Source organism: Halobacillus salinarum (genome assembly GCF_022919095.1).
Classification (GTDB): Bacteria; Bacillota; Bacilli; order Bacillales; family Halobacillaceae; genus Halobacillus_B; species Halobacillus_B salinarum.
This window is the reverse complement of the sequence record NZ_CP095073.1, coordinates 1215305-1238488: the sequence shown is the minus strand read 5'-3', so window position 1 is coordinate 1238488 and position 23184 is coordinate 1215305. Positions and strand designations below refer to the sequence as shown.

At 46.1% G+C, this 23184-nt stretch carries 19 protein-coding genes and 1 pseudogene; 2 read left to right on the top strand and 18 right to left on the bottom strand.

The features are described from left to right. Positions 1-43: 43 nt before the first annotated feature. The 4 genes from MUN89_RS06360 to MUN89_RS06345 all read right to left on the bottom strand — a co-directional run bounded on the left by MUN89_RS06360 (position 44) and on the right by MUN89_RS06345 (position 4939). Positions 44-1306, bottom strand: coding sequence for a PucR family transcriptional regulator (locus MUN89_RS06360; RefSeq protein ID WP_244712345.1), 1263 nt, complete (start codon positions 1304-1306; stop codon positions 44-46). Between the two features lie 104 nt (positions 1307-1410). Then, a complete protein-coding gene (pruA, locus tag MUN89_RS06355; RefSeq protein WP_244712344.1) occupies positions 1411-2958 on the bottom strand; it encodes an L-glutamate gamma-semialdehyde dehydrogenase in 1548 nt (515 codons plus the stop codon). Between the two features lie 24 nt (positions 2959-2982). Then, positions 2983-3906, bottom strand: coding sequence for a proline dehydrogenase family protein (locus tag MUN89_RS06350; protein WP_244713600.1), 924 nt, complete (start codon positions 3904-3906; stop codon positions 2983-2985). A gap of 283 nt (positions 3907-4189) precedes the next feature. Further along, positions 4190-4939: a PRC-barrel domain-containing protein gene (locus MUN89_RS06345; RefSeq protein ID WP_244712343.1), complete on the bottom strand. Its 750-nt coding sequence runs from the start codon at positions 4937-4939 to the stop codon at positions 4190-4192. Between the two features lie 159 nt (positions 4940-5098). Here MUN89_RS06345 and MUN89_RS06340 point away from each other — a divergent pair, with 159 nt between their 5' ends. Continuing rightward, entirely contained in the window at positions 5099-5671 is a 573-nt protein-coding gene (locus tag MUN89_RS06340) for a YdcF family protein (protein WP_244712342.1), read from the top strand. A gap of 217 nt (positions 5672-5888) precedes the next feature. Here the strand turns inward: MUN89_RS06340 and iolE are convergent, their stop codons facing one another. From iolE to MUN89_RS06275, 13 genes and pseudogenes are all read right to left on the bottom strand, one after another. Then, entirely contained in the window at positions 5889-6782 is an 894-nt protein-coding gene (gene iolE, locus MUN89_RS06335) for a myo-inosose-2 dehydratase (RefSeq protein ID WP_244712340.1), read from the bottom strand. An 83-nt stretch (positions 6783-6865) separates the two neighbouring features. Then, positions 6866-8329, bottom strand: coding sequence for a CoA-acylating methylmalonate-semialdehyde dehydrogenase (locus tag MUN89_RS06330; RefSeq protein ID WP_244712338.1), 1464 nt, complete (start codon positions 8327-8329; stop codon positions 6866-6868). Positions 8330-8341: 12 nt separating this feature from the next. After that, complete coding sequence (gene iolC / locus MUN89_RS06325) at positions 8342-9337, bottom strand: 5-dehydro-2-deoxygluconokinase (protein WP_244712337.1); 996 nt, start codon at positions 9335-9337, stop codon at positions 8342-8344. 204 nt (positions 9338-9541) lie between these two features. Next, positions 9542-10564, bottom strand: a complete 1023-nt coding sequence (locus MUN89_RS06320) for a Gfo/Idh/MocA family protein (protein ID WP_244712335.1) — start codon at positions 10562-10564, stop codon at positions 9542-9544. Continuing rightward, positions 10561-11526, bottom strand: a complete 966-nt coding sequence (locus MUN89_RS06315) for a sugar phosphate isomerase/epimerase family protein (RefSeq protein WP_244712333.1) — start codon at positions 11524-11526, stop codon at positions 10561-10563. Before MUN89_RS06315 ends, MUN89_RS06320 begins: the two co-directional genes overlap by 4 nt. A 27-nt stretch (positions 11527-11553) precedes the next feature. Further along, positions 11554-12450 carry a class II fructose-1,6-bisphosphate aldolase gene (gene fba / locus MUN89_RS06310; protein ID WP_244712331.1) on the bottom strand — a complete coding sequence of 299 codons (897 nt, stop codon included), beginning with the start codon at positions 12448-12450 and terminating at the stop codon, positions 11554-11556. 12 nt (positions 12451-12462) lie between these two features. Continuing rightward, positions 12463-13308, bottom strand: a complete 846-nt coding sequence (locus MUN89_RS06305) for a sugar phosphate isomerase/epimerase family protein (RefSeq protein ID WP_244712329.1) — start codon at positions 13306-13308, stop codon at positions 12463-12465. Between the two features lie 84 nt (positions 13309-13392). Then, a complete protein-coding gene (locus MUN89_RS06300) occupies positions 13393-14253 on the bottom strand; it encodes a sugar phosphate isomerase/epimerase family protein (protein WP_244712327.1) in 861 nt (286 codons plus the stop codon). A gap of 21 nt (positions 14254-14274) precedes the next feature. Further along, on the bottom strand, positions 14275-15303 hold the full coding sequence (locus MUN89_RS06295; protein WP_244712326.1) for a bifunctional inositol 2-dehydrogenase/D-chiro-inositol 1-dehydrogenase: 1029 nt from the start codon (positions 15301-15303) through the stop codon (positions 14275-14277). 21 nt (positions 15304-15324) lie between these two features. Further along, positions 15325-16767: a sugar porter family MFS transporter gene (locus MUN89_RS06290; RefSeq protein ID WP_396266098.1), complete on the bottom strand. Its 1443-nt coding sequence runs from the start codon at positions 16765-16767 to the stop codon at positions 15325-15327. Positions 16768-16905: 138 nt separating this feature from the next. After that, positions 16906-18818 (bottom strand): annotated as a pseudogene (gene iolD, locus MUN89_RS06285) (3D-(3,5/4)-trihydroxycyclohexane-1,2-dione acylhydrolase (decyclizing)). Positions 18819-18851: 33 nt separating this feature from the next. Then, on the bottom strand, positions 18852-19670 hold the full coding sequence (iolB, locus tag MUN89_RS06280; protein WP_244712324.1) for a 5-deoxy-glucuronate isomerase: 819 nt from the start codon (positions 19668-19670) through the stop codon (positions 18852-18854). A gap of 208 nt (positions 19671-19878) precedes the next feature. Then, positions 19879-20634 (bottom strand): DeoR/GlpR family DNA-binding transcription regulator, encoded by a 756-nt coding sequence (locus MUN89_RS06275; RefSeq protein WP_244712323.1) that lies wholly within the window; start codon positions 20632-20634, stop codon positions 19879-19881. A 157-nt stretch (positions 20635-20791) separates the two neighbouring features. Here MUN89_RS06275 and MUN89_RS06270 point away from each other — a divergent pair, with 157 nt between their 5' ends. Next, positions 20792-21181, top strand: a complete 390-nt coding sequence (locus MUN89_RS06270) for a tautomerase family protein (protein ID WP_244712322.1) — start codon at positions 20792-20794, stop codon at positions 21179-21181. Between the two features lie 156 nt (positions 21182-21337). Here MUN89_RS06270 and MUN89_RS06265 read toward each other — a convergent pair whose 3' ends face one another. Continuing rightward, on the bottom strand, positions 21338-22999 hold the full coding sequence (locus tag MUN89_RS06265) for a M14 family metallopeptidase (protein WP_244712321.1): 1662 nt from the start codon (positions 22997-22999) through the stop codon (positions 21338-21340). Positions 23000-23184 lie beyond the last annotated feature (185 nt).

The following is a 23184-nucleotide window of genomic DNA, read 5'->3' as shown; positions in this document are numbered from 1 at the left end:
CCCAACTCTTCCAATAAAACAAAAAGCCGAGACTCATCTCGGCTTACAGAACATCTTTATAGCGCTGGTAATAGGCTTCCACATTATTCAGCAGCAGCAGCTCGGTGTACAAGTAACTTTTCATGTTAAAATCGCTGAAATCGATGCTTGTCAGCTCCTGAATCTGCTTAATCCGGTAATTAAGCGTGTTCGGATGGATGAACAGCTCGTTTGCGGTCTGCTTGCCTTTGCCGTTGTTTGCTAAATAAATTTCGAGTGTCCGGAGCAGATCGGTCTGCTTCTCGGTATCGTTTTGAATCAGCCGCAGCAGATCGTCGCTGTAATAGTCCTCAGAGCTGTTTTTTTCATATAGGGCGGCCAGGTAGCGGAAGATGCCGAGCTTTCTGAATTCGCGGGGCATCGTTTCCGGTCGCGGCGTGATGAAGTTGGCGATTTCGATGACTTCGAGCGCTTCAAGAAAGCTTTTCCGCGTCTGGATTAACGTCGTATATTCCTTGCCGACACCAATTAAATAGTTGTAAAAATTTTCTTCACCGGTTTCCTGCTTCACTTCTTCAATTAAACCCCGGGCGAGCTCCGTTGAGGAATTCTGCTCACCCGGTTCTCCGTGCAGAACGATGATCATTTGGAATTCGGTTTTTAAGTAGTGCATTTGTTTTTTCGCAAAAAACGCCTGAACGGTTTTTTCCAAGTAATCAAGCATGTATTTATACTGCGGTGCAGTAACTGAAAAAATAACAACCGAAAAGCGCTCCGGCAAAGCGAGTTTCGCAAGCGAGGCCTCATGGCGGAACTGTCTTTCGCTGCCGTATTCATGGTGCAGAAGCTTCCATAATAGTTCTTCTCTGCGGCCTTCTTTCGCGTTCACTTTTTCGTACAGGTCATAGATCAGCTTGCCGAGATGAGGTGTAATTTCTTCTAAAAATAGCAGCTCCTCTTCATTCAGAATGCCATCGGATTCCTGCACCCATACGTAGCCCATCGTGTGGCCGAGATGCTTGGCCGCTATAACAACGCGCTGATGAAAGCCGAGCTCTTCGATAGGATGAACACGAATTGGATCGGAGTCCTTTTCCAGCTTCTGCACGATGCCTTCTTTTTTCAAGCGGTCGATGATAAAAATCGGACACTTTTTCGATAGGATTGTCTTCTGCTGGGTTTGATCGAGAGCTTCCATTGAGGAGCTGTAGGAGACGAGCTCAAAGTTTTTATTTTCAATGATGACGGGCTTTTGCAGTTTTGAACTTATCAGCTCGGTTGCTTTATGAATGTCTTCGACTTGGAGAATCAGCTCTTTCACTTCCATAAAAACCCATACCTTTCCAAAAATCAGCTATTTATCTCATATTATAGCGATATATGGAATAAAAAAAAAGAAGCTCCCCTTATTAAGGAGAGCTTCCAGGTTGATTAAAACTTTTCGGAAATGGTTTTCGCCTGCATGTGGAGCGCTAGATAATCCGGTCCACCGGCTTTGGAGTCGGTACCTGACATCTTGAAGCCGCCAAACGGCTGGTATCCGACGATCGCACCAGTACAGTTACGGTTAAAATACAGGTTCCCAACGTGGAAATCGGTTTTCGCAATTTCCAGATGCTCGCGGTTGTTGGAAATCACAGCACCCGTTAAGCCGTATTCTGTATTGTTGGCAATTTCGATCGCTTCATCAAAGTTTTTCGCTTTTGTAAAGCAAACGACTGGACCGAAGATTTCTTCCTGCTGCATGCGGGATTTCGGATCAAGGTCGGCAAAAATGGTCGGGTCGATGAAATAACCTTTGGAATCATCGCCTTTTCCGCCGGTAACGAGACGTCCTTCCTCTTTTCCGATTTCGATATAGCTCATAATTTTGTCATACGCGCTTTGGTCAACGACTGGTCCCATATAGACGTTACCTTCAGAAGCGTTGCCGACCGTCAGCTCTTTCGTGCGTTTCGCAACCATATCAAGCAGTTCATCATAGACATCTTCATGAACGACTGCCCGGGAGCCGGAAGAACATTTTTGACCGGAAAAACCGAAGGCAGATACGACGATGGCTTCTGCTGCGGTTTCCAGATTGGCATTGCTGTCAACGACTACCGTATCCTTCCCGCCCATTTCTGCAATGACTTGCTTCAAGTGGTTTTGACCTTCCTGAACCTCGGAGGCACGTTTCATTATGCGTTTCCCTACATCACGGGAGCCAGTAAAGGAAATCAGCGCCGTTTTCGGATGATCGACGAGGTAATCTCCAACTTCGCCGCCGCTTCCTGGTACGAAGTTGAGTACGCCTTTTGGAACGCCTGCTTCTTCAAGTACTTCTACGAACTTAGCTGCGATGACCGGACTGTTACTAGCCGGCTTCATAATGACAGTATTTCCTGTAACAAGTGGTGCAATGGTCGTACCTGCCATGATGGCAAAAGCCAGGTTCCAAGGAGGAATGACCACAGATACGCCTGTCGGCTGGTAGATATAGCGGTTTTGCTCACCAGGACGGCTTTCAACCGGCTTGCCGTCTTTCAGTTCCAGCATCTGACGGCCGTAATATTCCATGAAATCGATCGCTTCTGCCGTATCGGCGTCTGCTTCCTTCCATGGCTTGCCGACTTCATATACGAGATAGGCAGAAAACTCATGCTTTCTGCGGCGTACAATGTTCGCAGCACGGAAAAGAATTTCAGCGCGAGCTGCCGGATTCCATTTCCTCCAGCTTTCAAATGCATCGGAGGCAGCCTGTACGGCTTTTTCAGCAATTTCCTGATTGGCTTTCGATACGGAGCCAACGACTTCTTTCGTATTCGCCGGGTTTGTGGAAATAATTTGGTTATCCGTTCGGATGCGCTCCCCGCCGACCAGCAGATCGTGGTTTTTACCTAATTCATCCTTCACCTGCTTTAGTGCATCTTCAAACGCCTTCTTGTTTTCCTCAATAGAAAAGTCTGTAAATGGTTCGTGTCTGTAAGCGGTTACCATAGAAATAAAACTCCCTTCAAAAAATTATTTCGTAAAGATTCCTTTGACTGCAAAAGCAATGTTTGCGGGTCTTTCTGCCAACCGTCTCATGAAATAGCCGTACCAGTCTTCTCCGTACGGGAGATAGACACGAACGGTATAGCCTTCCTTCAACAGCTCATGCTGCGTTTGGTTCCGCATGCCGTAAAGCATTTGAAACTCAAACTGGTCGTTCGGAATGCCATGCTCCTTGACCAGTCTTTTCGTGTAATCAAGGATCGCGTCATCATGACTGGCAATCGCCGTATAATGACCGTTCAACAGATTTTTCTTAATCAGGCCTTTTAAGTTCTCATCCACCTTCTGTTTTTCCTGAAAGGCGACTTTGCCTGATTCTTTATAGGCTCCTTTGACGAGCCGTAAGTATGGGCGGTACGGATCCAATTCGTCCACATACTCTTCAGACTTATAAAGGTACGATTGAATAACGGTACCTAAATTTGGATAATTTTCCTTTAAAGCTTTATAGATTGCGAGAGTTCGTTCGCATCTGGAGGAATCCTCCATATCGATCGTCACTGTGATTCCCAGCTTCTCCGCTTCCTCGAGAATCTGCTCCATATTTTCCATCACGAGCTCTTCGTCAATATCAAGCCCTAATGAAGTCAACTTTAATGAGACTTCGGAATTCAACTGATGGTGGGAAATAGCCTGAATGGTCTCTATACATTCCTGAGCACGTTCCCGAGCTTCTTTCTTCGAATTTACGAATTCGCCAAGATGGTCCACAGTCACCTGCAGCCCCTCATGGTTCAGTGTCTCAATCAACGGAATTGCCTGGGAGAATGTCTCTCCGCCTACAATCTTGTCAGCCCCAAACTTCGTTCCAAACCGCTTTGCCATGCGGTCCAACACTTTATTTTTGGAAAGGTATAAGAAGAAATTCTTACTAATGGCTTCCAAGATCATCACACCCCTTCATCCTGCTCTATATTCTGAACCCATGTGAGTATATCAGGTGGAAATTCCTTTGTACTAAAAGTATAACGAGACTACCCACGCGCGCACAACGTGTACAAACGACAATCTTTGCACCCTTGTTTTATGTGAATGACACAAAATTATAAAAATTTTGTATAATGATGTTTAATTTTAATGATCGACCCTGGTCGATAGTATGTTCAATTGAATGATCCAGCAGTTTCCGGGACACCAAAAAACCCTTCGCACGTGCGAAGGGTCTCCGACTTCCTTACTCCCAATAAGGCTTCTTGTCGTAGCTTTCATATAATTTCTTTTCAAAATCACGTGTCATCGTTTCGCCTTTACGATACAGCGGACCTCTTTCGATATCCTCAAGGCTCATGTTGACTTGCAGGTTATCTTTTTTCCAATCAGCAAAATCAATCCAGTCCGGGGAGACAAGAGCAAACGTATGGGTGGACCATTTACCAGAGTTGGTGAGGAAATAACGAATCCGCCACGTTTCTTTTTCGATAAATACGTCCTGGATATAACCGACATCCCCATCGTCAGCCACTACGTGAGCATGGCTGAACACACCTTTCATATGGTTGATGCTGCGGAGCTGTGATTTTCTTTCCGTGATCCCTGGACTCTGGACGGCTGCATTCGAATGAATGTCCGGGGTAGGATAATCGCCCCAAAGTAATTCTCCCGCCCAGTATTTGCTCCAGTTGAAGTGAGCGGAAAGCTCCTCTTCCTTTTCCGGACTCATTTCAGACTCTTTCGTAACACCGGCGCGATTCCGCAATTCACTACGGGTATGATTGACTTCAATTCTCTTTTCGTCAAAATCAACCCGGCTGATGGCGGACGGAGAAAGGTAAATCACCTGATCAGGGAACCAGCGTTTCGATACGATCGTTAAATATCGCACGGTGTAATCATGATCATCAAAGTAAAGATCCTTGACTTTTCCCATTTCCCCATCTTCTGCATAAAGGGTTAATTTCTCAAGACCTGTTGCACTTAAAAACATTCTACTCACCTCTTTATAGCGTTCTAGTAAAATATTCCCTTTTTCACATTTCACAAAACGGTTTTACAAAAGAATAAACTTCCAAATTCCTCCTGTTAACAAAATTCCTATATAATAGAAGCAGTATCGATGAAAGGATCTCTGCTATTGCCACTCACTATGAAACAAACCAAAAAAATTCTGCTCAGTTTTTTCGCTGTCTGCGTGCTTAGTGTCATCCTATGTACGGCCACATTATACATCCTTGGGCCAAATTTTTTACTAGTCAAGGGGTCCCCTAAGCCTAGTGATGCCATTATCCTCTTGAGCGGAAGTGAAGACCGATTAGAACTCGCTGCACAGCTGTACAGCAAAGGATACGGTAAAAAAGTCATTCTTACTAATTCTACAGAACCCGCGACCACACCAGAAGCTGCGATGAAAGAAGGGATCGCGAAGGAAGCCATACTCGAAGAGCCTAACGCAACGAGCACATATGAAAATGCCTTGTTTGCAAGAAAAATTATGCATGAGCATCACTTAAAATCAGCTGTGGTGGTGACAAGTGACTACCACTCCCGCAGGACGAGGTACACGTTTAACACCATTTATGACGATATCGATGTGACGTACGCGTTTTCAGATTCGTACTTTAACCCTGATGACGGGCTTACTAAACAGGAAAATCGCACGGTATTTCAGGAATATGTGAAAATGATCGGATATGCGGTGCGCTTTTTGTTCACATCCTAATCAAAGGTGTCCTGGAGGCTGTGGAAACTGAAGAACTGCTGACTTTTTGAGTTATGCATACAAAAAGAAGCCGCATTGGACAATAATATCATCCAATGCGGCTTCTTCAGCGCGAGCAGAACATCCACGTGGTCAAGTGATCTTCTTGACCACGTTAACTGAGGCCGTGCCCGCGGCAAGCGATTCGTGAGTATCAACGACAGACTTAAAAGCATAACTAAACTCCCGCTTTCTCCCTAATATAATTCCGTGCGATCAGTGCGTATTCAAGCGGGTTGGCAAGCGCCGGATCCTGTTCTGCTTCGACAAGCAACCAGCCCCGGTACTCGGAAGAAGCGAGTGTATCAAAGATGGGCAGGAAGTCGATGCTCCCGTTTCCTGGCACAGTGAACATTCCTTTTCTTACACCTTCGAGAAAGGTGCTTCGTTCTACTTTTACTTGGCGGGCGACGTCTTCACGCACATCCTTCAAGTGAACGTGCTTAATACGTGGAAGATGGGTCTTCAGCACTTCGACGGGGTCTTCCCCGGATAAGTAAAGGTGGCCGGTGTCATAGAGCAGCGAGACGAGCTTCTCATCGGTCATCTCCATCAGGCGGTTGACTTCTGCAGTCGTTTGGACGCCCGTACCCATATGATGATGAAAGACAATGTCCATATCCTTTTCCCGAGCACGTTTTCCGAGGCGGTTTAAACCATCAGCAAGGGCCGTCCACTCTTCTTCAGTAAATATCGGCTTCGCTTCAAATAAAGGCACGTTTTCTTTTTGGATGCTCTGCCCCTGCTCTGAGACAACGATTACTTCAGCTCCCATTTCATAAAGAAAATCACGATGCTCAAGAAAGGCTGCCTCCGTTTTCTCGTAAGGTTCGGTTGTTAAAAACGCGCTGAACCAGGCACTGGCAATTTCCATATTCCTAAGCTCAAGAGCTTTTCTTAACTGCTTCGTATCACGCGGATATTTGTTGCCGACTTCTGTGCCTGTGTATCCGGCAAGAGCCATCTCGCTGACGCACTGTTCAAAAGTATTCGCACTTCCTAATTCAGGCATATCGTCATTGGTCCAGCCGATCGGACAGATGCCGAGCTTTACATTTTGTTCCTTTAACATATTGCTCACCCCTTAACCGCTTACATTTTAATGTATGAGAAAAGGAAAGAAGCCGAGGCTCCTTTCCTCTCGATTTGAAAAAGTTAGACCCAGCGTGTCGTCATCACTTTTTTACGAGTATAGAATTCCACGCCGTCTTTTCCGTTCGCATGCAGATCACCGTAGAAAGAATTTTTCCAGCCTGAGAACGGGAAGAAGGCCATTGGAGCAGGCACACCGATGTTGACACCGAGCATGCCGGCATCTATGGTTTCACGGAACTGCCGGACACTGCCTCCGTCGCGCGTGAAGATGCAGGCTCCGTTGGCAAAAGGTGATTCGTTGGTGACGTTAATCGCTTCTGTCAGGTTGCTTACCCGGACAATGGACAATACAGGCGCAAAAATTTCATCCTGCCAGATTTTCATTTCTGTCGTCACGTTGTCAAAAATCGTCGGTCCGACAAAGTAGCCTTCGCTGTCGGTTTGGTCATTCCTGCCGTCACGCACAAGCTTTGCACCTTCTTCTTCTCCAGTGCCGATATAATTCAACGTGCGCTCTTTATGCTGCTCCCGAATCACTGGTCCTAAGAATACCTCATCATCGAGCCCGTTCCCCATTTTGACCGCGTCGGCTTTTTCCTTCAGCTGGGTAATAAATTCATCAGCAGCCGATTCTTCGATAGCTACAACAGATGCGGCCATGCAGCGCTCTCCTGCTGAACCAAAAGCAGCGTTTAAGATTTGGGTGGTCGCATTATCAAGGTTGGCATCTTTTAATACGATGGAGTGGTTTTTGGCTCCTGCAAGCGCCTGGACACGCTTTAAGTTTTCTGTGCCGCGTTTGTACACATATTCTGCCACAGGTTGAGAGCCGACGAAGGAAATCGCAGCAACTTTTTCATGATCGAGCAAACCGTTCACGACATCGTGAGCTCCATGAACAATGTTGAATACCCCTTTCGGCAATCCTGCTTCCTCCAGCAGCTCAGCTAGGCGGTTAGCCAAAAGCGGCGTACGCTCAGACGGTTTCATCACAAAGGTGTTGCCAGTTGCGATCGCCATCGGGTACATCCAGCAAGGAACCATCATTGGAAAGTTAAAGGGAGTGATCCCGCCGATGACGCCAATTGGATAGCGCTGGACTGAAGATTCCAGACCGGTGGCAATCGACGGCAGCTGATCGCCCATCATGAGCGTAGGAGCGCCGCAGGCAAATTCAACATTTTCAATCCCGCGCTGGACTTCTCCCTTCGCTTCTTTCAAGTTTTTGCCGTTTTCTATCGTAATCAGTTCAGCAAGTTCATCCCAATGGTCGACGAGAAGCTGCTGGTATTTGAATAAAATGCGGGCACGCTTTGGCACAGCTACCTCTTTCCATTCTTGAAAAGCCTCCTGGGCGACGGTCACGGCATGGTCCACATCTTCCTGTGAAGAGATAGGGACGTGAGCAATGACTTCACCAGTCGCTGGATTATAGACCTCCTGAGTCTGATCGCTTTTTGGTTCGATCCATTCTCCGCCCACATAATTTTTTAATGTTTTTACCTCGTTAATGACTTTACTCATGTAAATGCCTCCTTAAGATTGGATGGTTGCAGTGGCCATAAACTGGTCAATTTCATCGGAAGTCGGCATCGCTTCCGAACAGCTGTGCTTGGAAATCACAATCGCCGCTGATGCGCTGCCGTATTCCATAGCTTTGGAAAGATCCCATTGGTTAAACAAACCGTAGATAAAAGCAGATGCATAAGAATCGCCGGCCCCGAATGTTTTAAGCACTTTTGTTTTAAACGTTCCGCTCGTATAAGTACTGCCATCTTTCGTATAAGCATAGGAACCTTTGGAACCATGCTTAATAACGACGATTTCTGCTTTGTGGCTGAACCATTTGGATGCCGTCTCTTCATCGTTCTTCTGCTCTTTTTCAAACTGCTCCATCATATTGAACTCATCCCGGGTACCGATGATGACATCGCATTTTTCTGCGGCAAGGTTATAATAGGTGGCTGTTTCCTTGTCATTGTTCCAACTGTATGGCCGGTAATCCAAATCAAAGATAACGACGACATCATGCTTTCTTGCGTATTCGAGCGAAAGGAACACCGCTTCGCGGGACGGGCTGGCTGACAAGGCTGTACCGGAAATATGGAGGGCTTTGGCACTTTTGATGTAATCCTCCGAAACGTCATCTGTACTCAGCTTTAAATCAGCGACATTATCCCGATACATCAGGATGCTGCAATCTTCAGGACTCTTAATCTCTGTAAAAGCAAGCCCGGTGACCGCTCCCGTCTGGTCAACTGCAATATTGGCCGTATCGATTTGTTCATTCTCCAAGTAGTTGACGATGAATCGTCCCATCTGGTCATCAGATACCTTGCCGATAAAACCCGGCTTCAGTCCCAGTCTTCCTGCTCCAATGGTAATGTTCGCGGGTGATCCTCCAACGTATTTTGTAAAAGACTTTGTTTCTTCCATCGGACGATTAAATTGATCCGCGTTTAAGTCAATGCAAAGTCTTCCAACTCCGATAAGATCTATGGGTCTATCAGACTTGAAATCCAAGTGATACATATAATCCCCTCCCAATATTTTTGCTAGGAAACGCTAGATTCGGCACCTGTAAGCGCTTGAATTGTTCTATCATTACCTTATAATATCTAAAACTAAAACGCAACCAAAAGTTACAAAATAAACCCAAAAAATAACCTTAATTTACCCAAAAGTTGATAGCGTATAAAGAGGTTCTATTTGATTAATAACTAAAAAATAATAAAACTATTCCTTTAATAACTTATCCGAAGCTGCATAAAGGGAAGGGATTTCCTGCTTATGAACTGCGATAATTTCTCTTGAGCTCTTCGCTTCCACACATGCTTCTACTGTTAAAGCAACTTTGTAGCCATCCCAGGCAGACGGTCCGGTGACTTTTCCCGCTTGCACTGAGTCGATCCATTCCTGTATCTCCTTGTCGTAAGCCTCCAAAAACCGTTCCTTCCAATCCACTAATATCTCGTTGGTTCGTTTGGCTTGCTTGCGCATCAGCACACTTGCAGGTTCGGGGAGGTTCGCGATTCCTTGTTCACCGATAATTTCGCAGTGAATATCATAGCCATATTGGCAGTTGACAAAGATTTCTGCATCGATTCTTGTCCCCTTCTCTGTTTCCAGCAAAATAATATGTGGATCCTGAATGCTGCTATGAGACGTTTTTCTTGGAAGTACGACTTGAGCAGACACGAATTCATCATCAAGCAGCCAGCGCAGCGTATCAATTTCATGCGGGAAGGAATCCGTAAGCGGCATATCTTCACTAAAGTTCGGAGCTGACGGCGCCCGGTGAGCACAATGGACGACCAGTGGTTCCCCCACTTGTCCTTCATCCACAAGTTTTTTCAATGCTTTGTACCCCTTGTCATAACGTCTCATATAACCGACCTGGACGTATTGCTTCTCTTTTTGTAATTCCGCCTCTACAATTCGCTTGCAGCCTTCCGCTGTCACAGCTAACGGCTTTTCACAAAATACCGGCTTGTCAGCTTCGATTGCAGCCAGTACAAACTCTTCATGTGTCGGCCCCCATGAAGTTACGATTACAGCATCCACATCAGGGGCCTGAATTAAATCAATGCCACTTTCATAAACCTCTGCATCCAGGTGCTCTTTGGCGCAAGCCTGACGTGCACGCTGTTCGTCCACATCATTGACAGCGGTCACTTGTGCTCCTTTCAATACATTCGTAATTCTGTGAATATGATCCTGGCCGATCATCCCTGTCCCGACCACTCCTACACGTATCATGTAAACTGCCTCCTTTTTTCTTCAAACGTCCTTGGCAAAGCTTCCTTCAGTACATCCATTGATTTTTTTACACCGGTTAACGGATCCATCGTTAAATCTTCCATTTCGAGGACTATTTCATTTTCATAGCCTGCCATTTTCGCCACTGTGAAAAATTCCTTCCACCAGCTCACTTCATGTCCATGCCCTAAAGCAGCATAGTTCCAAGAACGTGAAGCATAGCTGTCCATTGGTTTAATGTCGATTAGTCCCTGGCGTTCTGCGAGACCTCGTTCAATCCGGACGTCCTTGGCATGAATGTGATAGATCGAGTTTCCAAGCTCTCTTAGTGCACGTATGGGATCGCCGCCCATCCAAAATAAGTGACTCGGATCGAAGTTCATCCCAATCCGGTCACCGACTTCATTTTTTAAGCGGAAAAACGTCTCCGGGTTATACACGAGGTTATAGCCTAGATTTTCGATCGCAATTTTTTCTACGCCATACTCTTCTGCTGTTTTGACAGCTTCCTTCCAGTAAGGCACCGCTACTTCATTCCATTGCCAGTTAAGGGCCTCAAAGTGTGGAGGGAGAATCGGATGAGTGATCCAGTTTGGGGTTTTGTCGCCTGGTCCTCCGCCGGGACAGCCGGACATCATCACCACTTTCTCCACACCGAGGAGACCTGCGAGGCGAAACGTTTTGTTTACTACTCGTTTATGAGCTTCACCTTCAGCTCCCGGAGCCAGCTGGTTGCCGGAGCAGTTCAAGGCTGCGATGCTCATACCTTTTCGCTCGATCGCATCCAGGAAATTTCTCCTGGAAGATTCATGTTCAAGCAAAGCATCAAGGTCCACGTGAGGGGCATCTGACCAATTCCCACAGCCCAGCTCCAGTGTTTCAACCCCCAATTGTTCACATGTATCAAGCATCTCTTCAAAAGATTGGTGCCCAAGAATATCTGTCACTAATCCAGTTTTCACCTGTAAACCTCCCTTTTTCGAATCTCTTTAGCTCGATTTTACGTGTAAAGCTTTCCGGCTCGTATGAAATTCCTTCATTTTACTGATCGCCATTTGCTTAACAGCTTCTTTCGCAGGCGTAATGATCACTCTCGGTTCATATACCTTTTCATCGCTGGCAAGTACATCTCGCAAGGCGTGCGTCCATGCCTGAATGCATTCAGTATTGACGTTGATTTTGGCGTGGCCATATTCGATCGCCTTTTGAATCTGATATTCTGGAATCCCCGACCCTCCATGCAAAACGAGCGGAACCTGAGTTAATTCCGAGATTTGCTTCATTTCTTTAAACCCAAGCTTCGGTTCACCTTGATAAGGACCATGCACAGAGCCGAGCGCAGCGGCAAGTGCATCCACACGGGCTTCGCGGACAAGCTGTTCACATTCTTTCGGATCCGCATACTTAATGCCGCCGACCAGTCCGTCTTCTGTTCCGCCGACGGTGCCCACTTCTGCTTCCACCGATACATTTTTTGGATGGGCGTAAGCTACTACCTGTTTTGTCATCGCAATGTTTTCTTCAATCGGTGAACGTGATCCGTCAAACATCACCGACGAAAACCCCGCATCTATCGCAGCTTTGCAGCGGGCAACGCTCATGCCGTGATCTAGGTGAAGTACGACTGGAACACGGATATTCATCTCTGCTATTAACGATTTCACCATCGCTGCTATCGTGCGAAACCCGCCTAAATGATCGACTAACCGATCCGATGCTCCAAGGATTACAGGTGCTTCTTCCTCTTCTGCCGCTTCAAGGAAAGCCTGGATCGATTCCAAATTATTAATATTATACTGACCGACGGCATATTTTCCTTCCTTGGCCTGATTAAGCACGTCTTTCATCGAAACTAACGCCGGCACTTCGATCGCTCTATTTTCCATAAGTATCATCCTTTACATGGGTTGAGTAGAATAATAGCTGCTGACTGCCTCTAACGTCGTTTGCTTGGCCTTTTGAATGACTGCTTCTGCATCCATGGCGTAATACTCTGGGCGGAACAATTCGACCGACACCACTCCTTCATCCGGGAAGCCAATGTCCTTTAACGTGGCAAACACTTTCTGCAATGGCAGAATGCCGCGGCCCGGCCACACCCGATGTTCATCCCGGAGACACCCCACCGGGTAATCCTCCGTGTCATCAATGTGAACGATGAATATTTTCGTGCCATCAGCCTGGGCAAGATCCTCTACCCGCGATCCCATCGCGTATAGATGAAAGCAGTCCATGACAAGTCCGATATTTTCCCTGTCTACTTCCTGAACGACTTCATAGGCGTCATTAAACGTATTAATCGTACACTCCGGATGGCCGACAAACTCCAGTGCTACCTTTAATTCGTAATCTTCCGCTATCTTTGAGAACTCCCGGAGCATACGCACCGCGCTGTTTTTAATGTCCTGCTTTAAAATTGCTTTGCCGGTGACGAGCGGAACAGTGACAAGATATTCAACTCCGAGCTCTTTTCCGGTTTGAGCCATTTCCGTGAACTCTTTGATCACAGCCTCCTCATCATCACGGTTATTAAAGAATACAAGTGCATTCAAGGCAAGCGGCTTAATATGGCGGCTGGCAAAATCATTCTTCAAATCTTCCAAAGTATGTGTTTCTAAGTATTCGGGCAGCTTATCCATCCAGCGGATTTCAATATAGTCATAGCCATGTTTTTCACAGAGTTCCAAGTCTTTTTCCAGATTGGAATTCTCAAGCGTAGTCGCCTCGTTAAAGCATAATTTCATCGCTGTTTACTCCTTTGATAAAAAATGCAAGTGCTCCGCCGCAGACTTACCTGCGGCATCAGCAGCTTGCTTTCTCGCAACTTTTTAAACGTTCAATTCCTCGCGAAGCCTGTGAAGCATAAACGAAGAAGCCTCATCTCTTTTATCGACCCAGGCAAATACGGAATTCGTTGCAATACCATCAAACTTCATATCTCTCATTCTCGTAAAAATCGTGTCAAAATCGACTTCCCCTTCCCCGATGTTCAAATGCTGGTGAACAGTCACTTCTGCTCCAGGCGGGTTGACGATATAGCGCAGTCCGTTGGCAGCTTTATGGTTAAAGGTGTCTGAGAACAGCACATGGGTCAAACGGTCCCCGGCGTCATCAAACATCGTATTGATATCGCCAATACCGTCATCGTAATAAAAGGTGTGTGCCGTTGAGTAGACGAGATTGATCCACGGTTTATCGAGGGCTCTGATCATATTCATTGCTTCGTCGTTCCGTTCAATAAAGTCATAGGGATGAGCCTGCAAGTTGAGTTTAATATTTTCTTTTTCAAAGATTGGCAGCAGCTCATCCATCGATTTTATAAATTTTTCTTCACACGTCTGTGGTTCATATTTTGAACCGCTGAATTCTGTATTCATCACGTCCACGTCAAGCTCCACCGCGATTTCAATGGCACGCTTCCAGTTGCGCACCGCTGCCTGGCGTCGGTCTTCATCAGGACCTGCCCAGTAATGCACGGGCAGGATTGAGGAAATCTTCACGCCGGCGTCCTGGCACCATTTTTTTAAGTTTTGGATTTTTTCGCGGTTAACCTTCGGATATTTGTAAAAAGGAACAAAATCCTCCCGCGGCGAAAGTTCAATATACTCATAGCCGAGCTCTGCGGTTTTATTAACAACTTCCTTCAAAGAGAGGTCTGTGTACATGGATGGGTCTAGTGCTAGTTTCATAAATAAAAATCCTCCTTAAAATTAAACGTGTAGTTTTTGCTCATAAAATTCAGGCTTTTCACCAAGCAGAACATCTTGTTCTTCTCCCGTTTCCTGAGCCTTTAAACAGGCATCCGCCGTAACGGCAGCAATGTAACCGTCCCACGCACTCGGTCCTTGAGGCTGACCGTAAGCTTCGATCGCATCAAAGAAGTTTTGCAGCTCCTTGTTGTAGGCATCCATAAAACGAAGCTTCCAGTCATTTAAAATGTTCGTACTTGCTTTGGACTGCTTGCGGACAATAACACTCGGAACTTCAGGGAGACGTGCGATACCTTCTTCACCGATCACTTCGCATTGAATGTCATAGCCGTACCGGCAATTGACAAATACTTCTACGTTAATCAGGACCCCTTGCTTTGTTTTCAAGGTGAACACCTGCGGATCCTGAAGTTCAGCGTGGGCGTGCTTTGTTTTTCTCGGAAAGTCAACCTTTACAGAGTGGTAGTCATCGTGAATCAACCAGTGTAAGGCATCGATTTCATGAATTAAGGTCTCTGTCACGGCCATATTGGTTTTATAGCTTTCATCGACAGCAGCATTTCTATGGGCGGCACGGACCATAAGCACGTTGCCGATTTCGTTTTGGTCCAGGGTTTCCTTCAGCTGAGCATAGCCCTCATCGTAACGACGCATAAATCCAACCTGGACGAGACGCCGGCCATGCTTTTTCTCCGCTTCGATGATTCTCAGGCACCCTTCTGCTGTCGTTGCCAAAGGTTTTTCGCAAAATACATATTTACCCGCTTCAACCGCAAGCAGCACGCTGCTCTCATGCGCCGGCCCCCAGCTTGTAATAAACACCGCATCAATATTTCCATCAGCAACGAGAGCCTGATCATCAGGATAAATCGCAGCGTTTAAGTTAAAATCTCGCACAGCGCTTTGTGCAGACTGCTCGTTCACATCCGTAACAGCGGTGATTCTCCCTCCTGAAATTACGTTTTCTACCCGGCTGATATGCTCTCGGCCAATCGCCCCTGTTCCAATAACTCCAACTCTTACTGTCATGATCAAACCCCACCTTAATGATTATTTACTTGCACTTACTTTCCCTAAAGGGACATCTTCGCCCTTACTTTTGTAATTACGGAAATACTGCTCCAATTCCTCCAGAGTTTTCCCTTTCGTTTCCGGCAGAAATTTTGCTACAAATGCAATCGCAAGAACACCTAAGAATGCAAAGATGAAGAACGTCGTGGACAACCCTAGTCCCTCTAGAAGAATCGGGAAGGAAAAGCCGATTAGGAAGTTGACCATCCAGAGGACAAACACGCTGACACCCATACCAAGCCCACGGAGCCGCAATGGGAAGATTTCAGACAGCATCAGCCACGTTACTGGAGAGATTGCTCCTTGCTGGAAGGCTAAAAAGGTTACCGTTAAAGAAATAATCACATATGGAAGCGCCGTAGAGCCTTCCATTGTAAAGGAAAAAATCCCGATGAGAAGCAGTGCCCCTACTGTTCCAATCTGTCCGGCGAGAAGCATCGGACGGCGGCCGATTTTTCCGAGCAGCCAGATTCCGACAAAAGTAGCAAGCACCGAAATGACACCGTTTGCAATATTAGCTACAAGAGCCGCTTCCGTCGCAAAGCCTGCATCCCGCAAAATTTCTGTACCATAATACATAATGGAATTGACCCCGGTAATCTGTTGAACAACAGCTATTCCTAAACCGATAAACAGAATCCGCCTTACCCAGGGGACCGTCAAATCGCGATACGTCGCTTTTTTAATATGACGTTCACTGGCTACCGCCGTAACAATCTCGCTTAATTCTCCTTCAGAAGCGCCATCTTGACGAATTCGATCAAGGATTCCACCCGCCTGCTTCGTTTTGTTCTTTCCAACAAGGTAACGCGGACTTTCAGGTAAACGAAGCATCCCGAAAAATAGAAGGAGGGCCGGTACAGCGGCGACACTGAGCATAATCCGCCACACGAATGCATTATCACCAATGGAAGTTCCTAAAATTGCATTGATTGTAAAAGCCATGAGCTGCCCGGTCACAATCATCAATTCGTTCTGAGTCACCATTCGGCCACGGCTTTCCACCGGAGCCATTTCAGCTAAGTAAGTCGGCACCGTTACCGATGCTCCCCCAACAGCAAGCCCAAGCAGGAACCTGCATAACACCATCACCTCTACATTGGGCGCGAACGTACATCCGATCGTTGAAATAAAGAACAGTCCAGCTAGATAAATGATCGTTGTTTTACGGCCTTTCCAGTCAGAAACACGTCCGCCAAGCACGGCTCCAATCGCCGCTCCAAACAGCAGCACGCTTGTAACGATCCCTTCGGTAAACGCCGTCAAATTCAACTGGCTTTCGTCAGACATGTACGGCAGCGCACCGTTGATAACACCCGTGTCGTAACCGAACAAGAGTCCTCCAAACGTCGAAACAATGATGATGATAAACAAGAATTTCCTATGGTCCATGGTTTTTGTCTTCACGACTCTAACCTCCATTTTCTGATTTTTCGGAAAACTCAACGGACAACTTCCTGCGCATTCCCCTGTGTCATGGATCCTAACCAATTGAAACCGCTCACAATTCGGTTCAAATTTTTTTGGCACTGGCAGGAGAATGCACTCCCGCCACCCCAGTTAATATTGCTTCGCTTCACTCAACATGTTCATGCGTTCTTTATGAGCCTGTTGAATGCTTTCCTTATCCGAAACTTCCGCTACTCCGACATTCCACCAGCCCTGGTAGCCGTCTGTCATCGTTTTCGGAAGTACTTTCATATCAATTAAAGTGGAAACGTCCTGCTTTTTGGAATCTTCAAGCGCTTCTTCCAGCTCTTTCAGCGAGTGGACTTTATACGTTTTGGCTCCATATCCTTCTGCTACTTTGGCATAATCAATGTTCATAATTTCATTGTTGTCTGTGCGGAACTCACAGTAATAGCTGCCGCCCCCATGGTCCATTTGCAAATTGTTGATGCAGCCGTAACCAGAGTTATCAAACAAGAGCACATTGATTTTCTTATTGTATTGCAGCGATGTAATCAACTCGGAATGAAGCATGAGAAAGCTTCCGTCGCCTACAATCGAATAAACCTCTCTATCCGGATGGGCAAGCTTTAAACCGAGCGTACCGGAAATTTCATAGCCCATGCACGAATAGCCGTACTCCAAGTGGTACGTATTCGGCACTGAAGCATGCCAGAGCCGCTGAAGATCCCCGGAAGCGAACCGGCCGAGCAAATAATCACACTGTCTGGAGCAATGGTTTCATTAATTTTCAAGAGTGCCGTCGTCTGCGGAAGATCGGTATTCAACGCATCTGCGTATTCATTCAGCGTCCCTTGGGAGAAATGCTCTTTAATCTCAGGGTCAAAGCTGTCGCGGTTAAACACCACTTCACTTAAACGCTTGCGTTCTGCAAGCCATTCCTGTTTTAATGCCGTTATGGATTCGCCAAATTCTGTTTGATAACCGTCCAATCGTTCGACCAGCGCCTCCAGAGCAAGCTTGGCATCAGCAACGACTTGAAAGCCATCCATTTTATATGCCTGCATCCGGTTCACATTGATATTGAGAAATCTAGTATTCTCTAAATCAAACGCCGTTTTAGAGGAAGTGGCAAAATCGGTGTATCTCGTTCCGACCCCAATAATTAAATCCGCATCTTTCGCTGCTTTGTTGGCGCAAAGTGTACCGGTGATGCCAAGTCCGCCTAAATTATTCTGGAACTCTGATTCGACAACAGATTTGCCAGCCTGCGTTTCCACAAGCGGAATATTGTGCTTTTCAGACAGCTGAATTAAAGCTTCACGAGCCTGCGAGTAGCGGCAGCCGCCGCCGACGAGAATCACAGGTTTTTTACTCTCGCGGATTAAGGCTTCCGCCCCTTTTAACTCGCGATCGTTAGCGAGGGGACGATCGAGGTAATGCACCCGTTTTTTGAAAAACTCCACATCATAGTCGTAAGCTTCTCCTTCGACATCCTGGGCGATTGATACGGTAGCCGGCCCTGCTTTTGCCGGATCAGTCATGACTTCAAAGGCACGGATTAAGCTGCTCATCAGCTGCTCCGGACGCGTAACAAGGTCCCAGTAACGGGACACCGGTTTTAAAGCATCATTGGTCGTTGTAGCAATACTTCCTTCCTGCTCGAACTGCTGAAGCACTGGATCAGGCTGGCGGGTGGCAAAAGTATCGCCCGGCAGAAACAGGACAGGAATGTTGTTAGCCAGCGCGGTCGCTGCTGCCGTCACCGTATTCGCTGACCCTGGTCCGACAGAAGTAGTAACAGCATAGATTTTCTGGCGGAGCATTTCTTTACTGTAAGCAATTGCTGCCAGCGACATGCCCTGTTCATTTTTACCTTGAATAACGTTCAAATGGCCGGAATCCTGCTCAAGAGCCTGCCCAATCCCAAGTACATTGCCATGTCCGAATACGTTAAATATCCCTTCCACAAACGGAAACTCGTCCCCGTCTACATGGATGTACTGATTGTTCAAAAATTTAATTAAAGCCTGTGAGGTTGTTAATCGAACCGTATTTGTCATATCATTTTCCACCCTTATCAGTGTTTTGTAAGATCAGTCCCGTTCTACAATCCACTCGTGGTCTGGATCATTATGAAACTTCCATTTTCTTTTCGGGCCTGCCATGACATTTAAATAGTAGGACGTATAGCCGTCAGGCACACCGACCGGATGGTAGCCTTTGGGAACGAGGACGACATGACCGTTTTCTACGGTCATCGTTTCATCAAGCGAACGGTCATCGGTATAGACGCGCTGGAACACAAACCCCTGCGGCGGGTTCATTTCGTGGTAGTAGCTTTCCTCAAGGAACGATTCCTCCGGTAAATTGTCCTCATCATGCTTGTGCGGCGGATAACTCGACCAATTGCCGCTTTCAGTAAAGACTTCAACGACCAGCAGGCTGTTAGCCGAATCGTCGTAGTCCGGCAAAATGTTATGTACCCTCCGCTTATTGTTATCCTTGCCTCGATGCTCGACATCGTTATCGGCTGCTTTAATTAATTTCGTTGGCAGCTGATTGTCTGATGGCGAGTAGCACAGAGCGACGCGGGCCTTAGTAACCGCTTCCACTTTAAAGCTGCGGTCATTGGATACGTAAACACTGTCCGTCGGCCGCTGTTCAAACACACTATCCCGCGCACCTATATTTTCGAAGGTTTCTGTGCCGTCAGTGACGTCAATCCGCCCCGTCAAAGCAACGATACAGCACTCGACTTTTCCCAGCTCCTCTTCGTGCGTCCCGCCTGGAGAAAGGTCGATCACTTTAAACCCTACATATTCAAGCGGGGTCGCTTCCTTCGTATGGTCGTGAACGACAACCACACCGTTAGATAGCTGCTCATGTTCTGGTTTCCGCAATAAGCGGCTCATTGTACATTCCTCCATCCATGCAAATTACAAAAGTTTACCTTAAATAACCCATATACCTTTAGGTTAAGTGGATAATTAATTGTTTGTTGTAAACTTATGATTAACTTTTTGTTAACTTGTGATTACATCATAATATTTAAAACGCTTACAGTCAAGAGTATTCTGACAAATTAATAAAAAAGGAAGGAGAACGCCTTCCTTTAGAGGATCATTCGGGATACACGAGCTTCATATTATTCTTTTCAGCAAACTGTTTATACTTATCTTCCGGCTCCTCACCTGTCACCATATAATTGATATCTTCCAAACGACAGTATGTGGTTAATGAATACTTATCAAATTTGGAATGATCGACTAAAAGAAAAACCTCTTCACTCCGATTGACGACTGCACTTTTAATCTGTGTTTCCAGTGGTGATGAATTGGTCACCCCATTCGTAAGGGAAACACCCGTGGACGCCATAAATACTTTACTGAAGTTATAGCTCTTAATTGCTTCTGCACTTTCAAGACCGGTATAGGATTTCGTGGAACGCTCATACATTCCGCCGGTGGAATAAATCTTTAAATTCTCATACGGTGTTGCTTCCAACGTGAAATCCAGATTGTTCGTCACAATCACTAAGTTTTTTTGCTTAATAAAATCAAGCATTTCTACTGTCGTTGTTCCAGAGTCGAGGAAAATAATATCGCCGTCTTCCACGTATGAAGCGGCCAGTTCAGCAATTTTGATTTTTTCCTGATGATTCTGAATCTGGCGGTGATGAAATGGCAGCGTCGATGATTGATTGACCGATACTCCTCCATAAACCTTCTTCAGTTTGCCTTGTTCCACAAGCTCCTGAACGTCCCGGCGTATCGTATTTTTCGAAACGTTAAACTCCTTCACGAGTTCATCAAGCGAAGCGGTCTGCTTCTGATGGACATAGTCCAGCAATTCATTAATTCGTTCTACTTTTATCATCTTTGTTGACTCCCCTCTATTTGTAGTTTGTCTAGTCTTTAGTAACTATGTTACCAAAAAAGAACCAAAACTTCACCATTTTATTTGCAAAAGTACTGATATTTATCTTTTATTGTGATACATTTATGATATTCTTAACCAAAAAGGAGGCGTATTTATGCCATTAGTACGTTTTGATGTGATGGAAGGACGCACGGATGAGGAGCTGCAAACTCTGCTTGATGCCACACACGAAGCTATGGTCGATGCCTTTCAAGTGCCGGAGCGGGACCGCTATCAAATTGTCCACCAGCATAAAGAGGGTGAAATGATCATCCAGGACACGGGACTGGGATTTGAACGAAGTAAAAATGTAGTCGTCATCTCGATGGTGAGCCGGCCGCGAACGGCAGTCCAGAAGGAGACACTGTATAAGAATCTTGTTGAATTATTGCAAGAGCGCTGTGGTATCGCCCCAGAGGATGTGATGGTTTCGATCGCCAACAACGGTGATGCTGACTGGAGTTTTGGCGGCGGGAATGCCCAGTTTTTGACTGGTGAGCTGTAGTTGGCCGATCATTAAAAAAACTACTTTGAGTGTATGAATCAGCAGGCTATTTATTAATCACACCACTTACCTGTTTGCAGCCTGCCATTAATGTTTGAAATTCTCTTTACAAAAGAAGAGATCACAGCCCATAACGGCCGTGATCTCTTTCTTCGTTCACTTTAATTTTCTTGGATTCAATCCTTTTGTAAACCGGTAGATCGGAAGTTTCTTCCCTTCCTCTGCATCAATCGCGTTAAAGGTAACATAGCTGTCGTCAGATTCCGGCTCAAGGGCAACCGCAGCAAGATTAGCCTCTGGCTGAGCCATCGTTACTACATAGGTGCCTTTTTCAAAGGTTTTCTCTTTCTTATTTACTTCTGTTTTCACATTAATCAGCTGGTGACCTTCGTACATCCGTCCCTCTTCTTTTTCCGTAACCGTGTAAGCTTCTGCCGGAAGCTTGACCTCCTTCGGCAGCTTAAATACTTTTACTCCGCTGTTTTTCAGTTTTTCAACCGCCTCTTTCTGATCTGGTTCAAGGAAGTAAGCGGTCGGGCGCTGCCGGGTCAACGTCGGAATGGAGTCGGTGGCGCTTGAGTAATCAATTGGAATATCTTTCGTTTTCCCATTTGCAATATCGACCACCTTAAGGGTCTGATCGTCTACTTCTTTCTGGCGGTCTTCAATAACAATTGGATCGTCATCATTTGCGGTAAACCCTTTTTTCACAATGTTCCAGCGTTCCTTATTCACCAGACGTTTTATGGAACGGGCGTTTTCTGCCGTTGTGTTAATGAGTGACGTATGAGTCTCCACCTGGGCCGCTACTCTGCGTTTGAAATTTTCACGCCCGATGCCAATGCCTCGTGTTTCCACAAGGTAGGATAACGAGGGGGACAAACCGAATGCATTTCGTCCGATTCGCGGATCAGTCCCACCTTCTTTGATGACGACCTTCTTGTCATCACGGCTCGTCGTATAGTAATCCGTCGTCGTAAATCCGTCGCTGCGCAGCTGTTCCTGTGCTTGGTCGACAAATAATTCGTCAGACGTTTTACGGATTTTCTCTGGGATGTTTAAATTTTTCCCTGAAAGAATCAATAAATCGTGGTATTTTAAGTATCCCTCTTCCCCAAGATCACTGAAGGTATCATTGCCTACACTGTACTCATGGGCATCAATGGTGACCTCAGGATTATATTTATTATAGAGGTCGTGGATAGCCTGAATTTCGGGAAGCTCAAATTTGATGTGATCACGGTTGGCGTCTAGTCCATTAGCGGTCGTCCTTTCAAAGGCTTGGGCTCCGTCCGGGTTCACACGCGGAACAATGATGACGTTAACTTTGTCGAGAACCTTTTCCCCGTACTCCCCGCTGAGCTTGTCAGCCATTGCGAGTACGCCTTCCCCGCCTGCCGGCTCATTTCCGTGGATTTGTCCTTGGAGCCATACTGTCGGTTTTTTAGAATAACGGTGGTGTTTAGAGAATCGATGATGTTTTTTGTCGTCTTTGGAGAAAAATAATGCTGGTAATTCGCGGCCCTCAATGGACTCGCCGATCATTTTTACGTGGAGAAGATCACTGGACTCGTCCAGTTTTTTAACAAAGGAAAGCATCTCTTCCTGGGTAGTGAACGCTTTTCCTTCTTTTTCAAAAGCAGGCGTATCAAAGTCAACATCAGGTTCCGGATAAAGCTTCTTCACCTGCTCCGGCTGTGAATATTCCTTGCCAAAATAAGGGGTTTCTTCTGCGGCGCTGACCGTCCCGAACGACCCTAAGGACATCATCAGCAGTAAAGCAAATGAGAAAAAAGACATGCGGATTCGTTTGTTCATAACATTGCTCCTTTCCTTTAGTTATCCGCCATTATAATGAACAATATCGAATATTACGACTAATTTTGCGATAATTCTGCAAAAATCAAACTATGGAATGATTCATTAGGTATCCTTTCCTTAATAAAAAGTACCACTCCTAAATGAATCGTACCGGTTCTTTTTACAGGGGATTCTAGGCACTT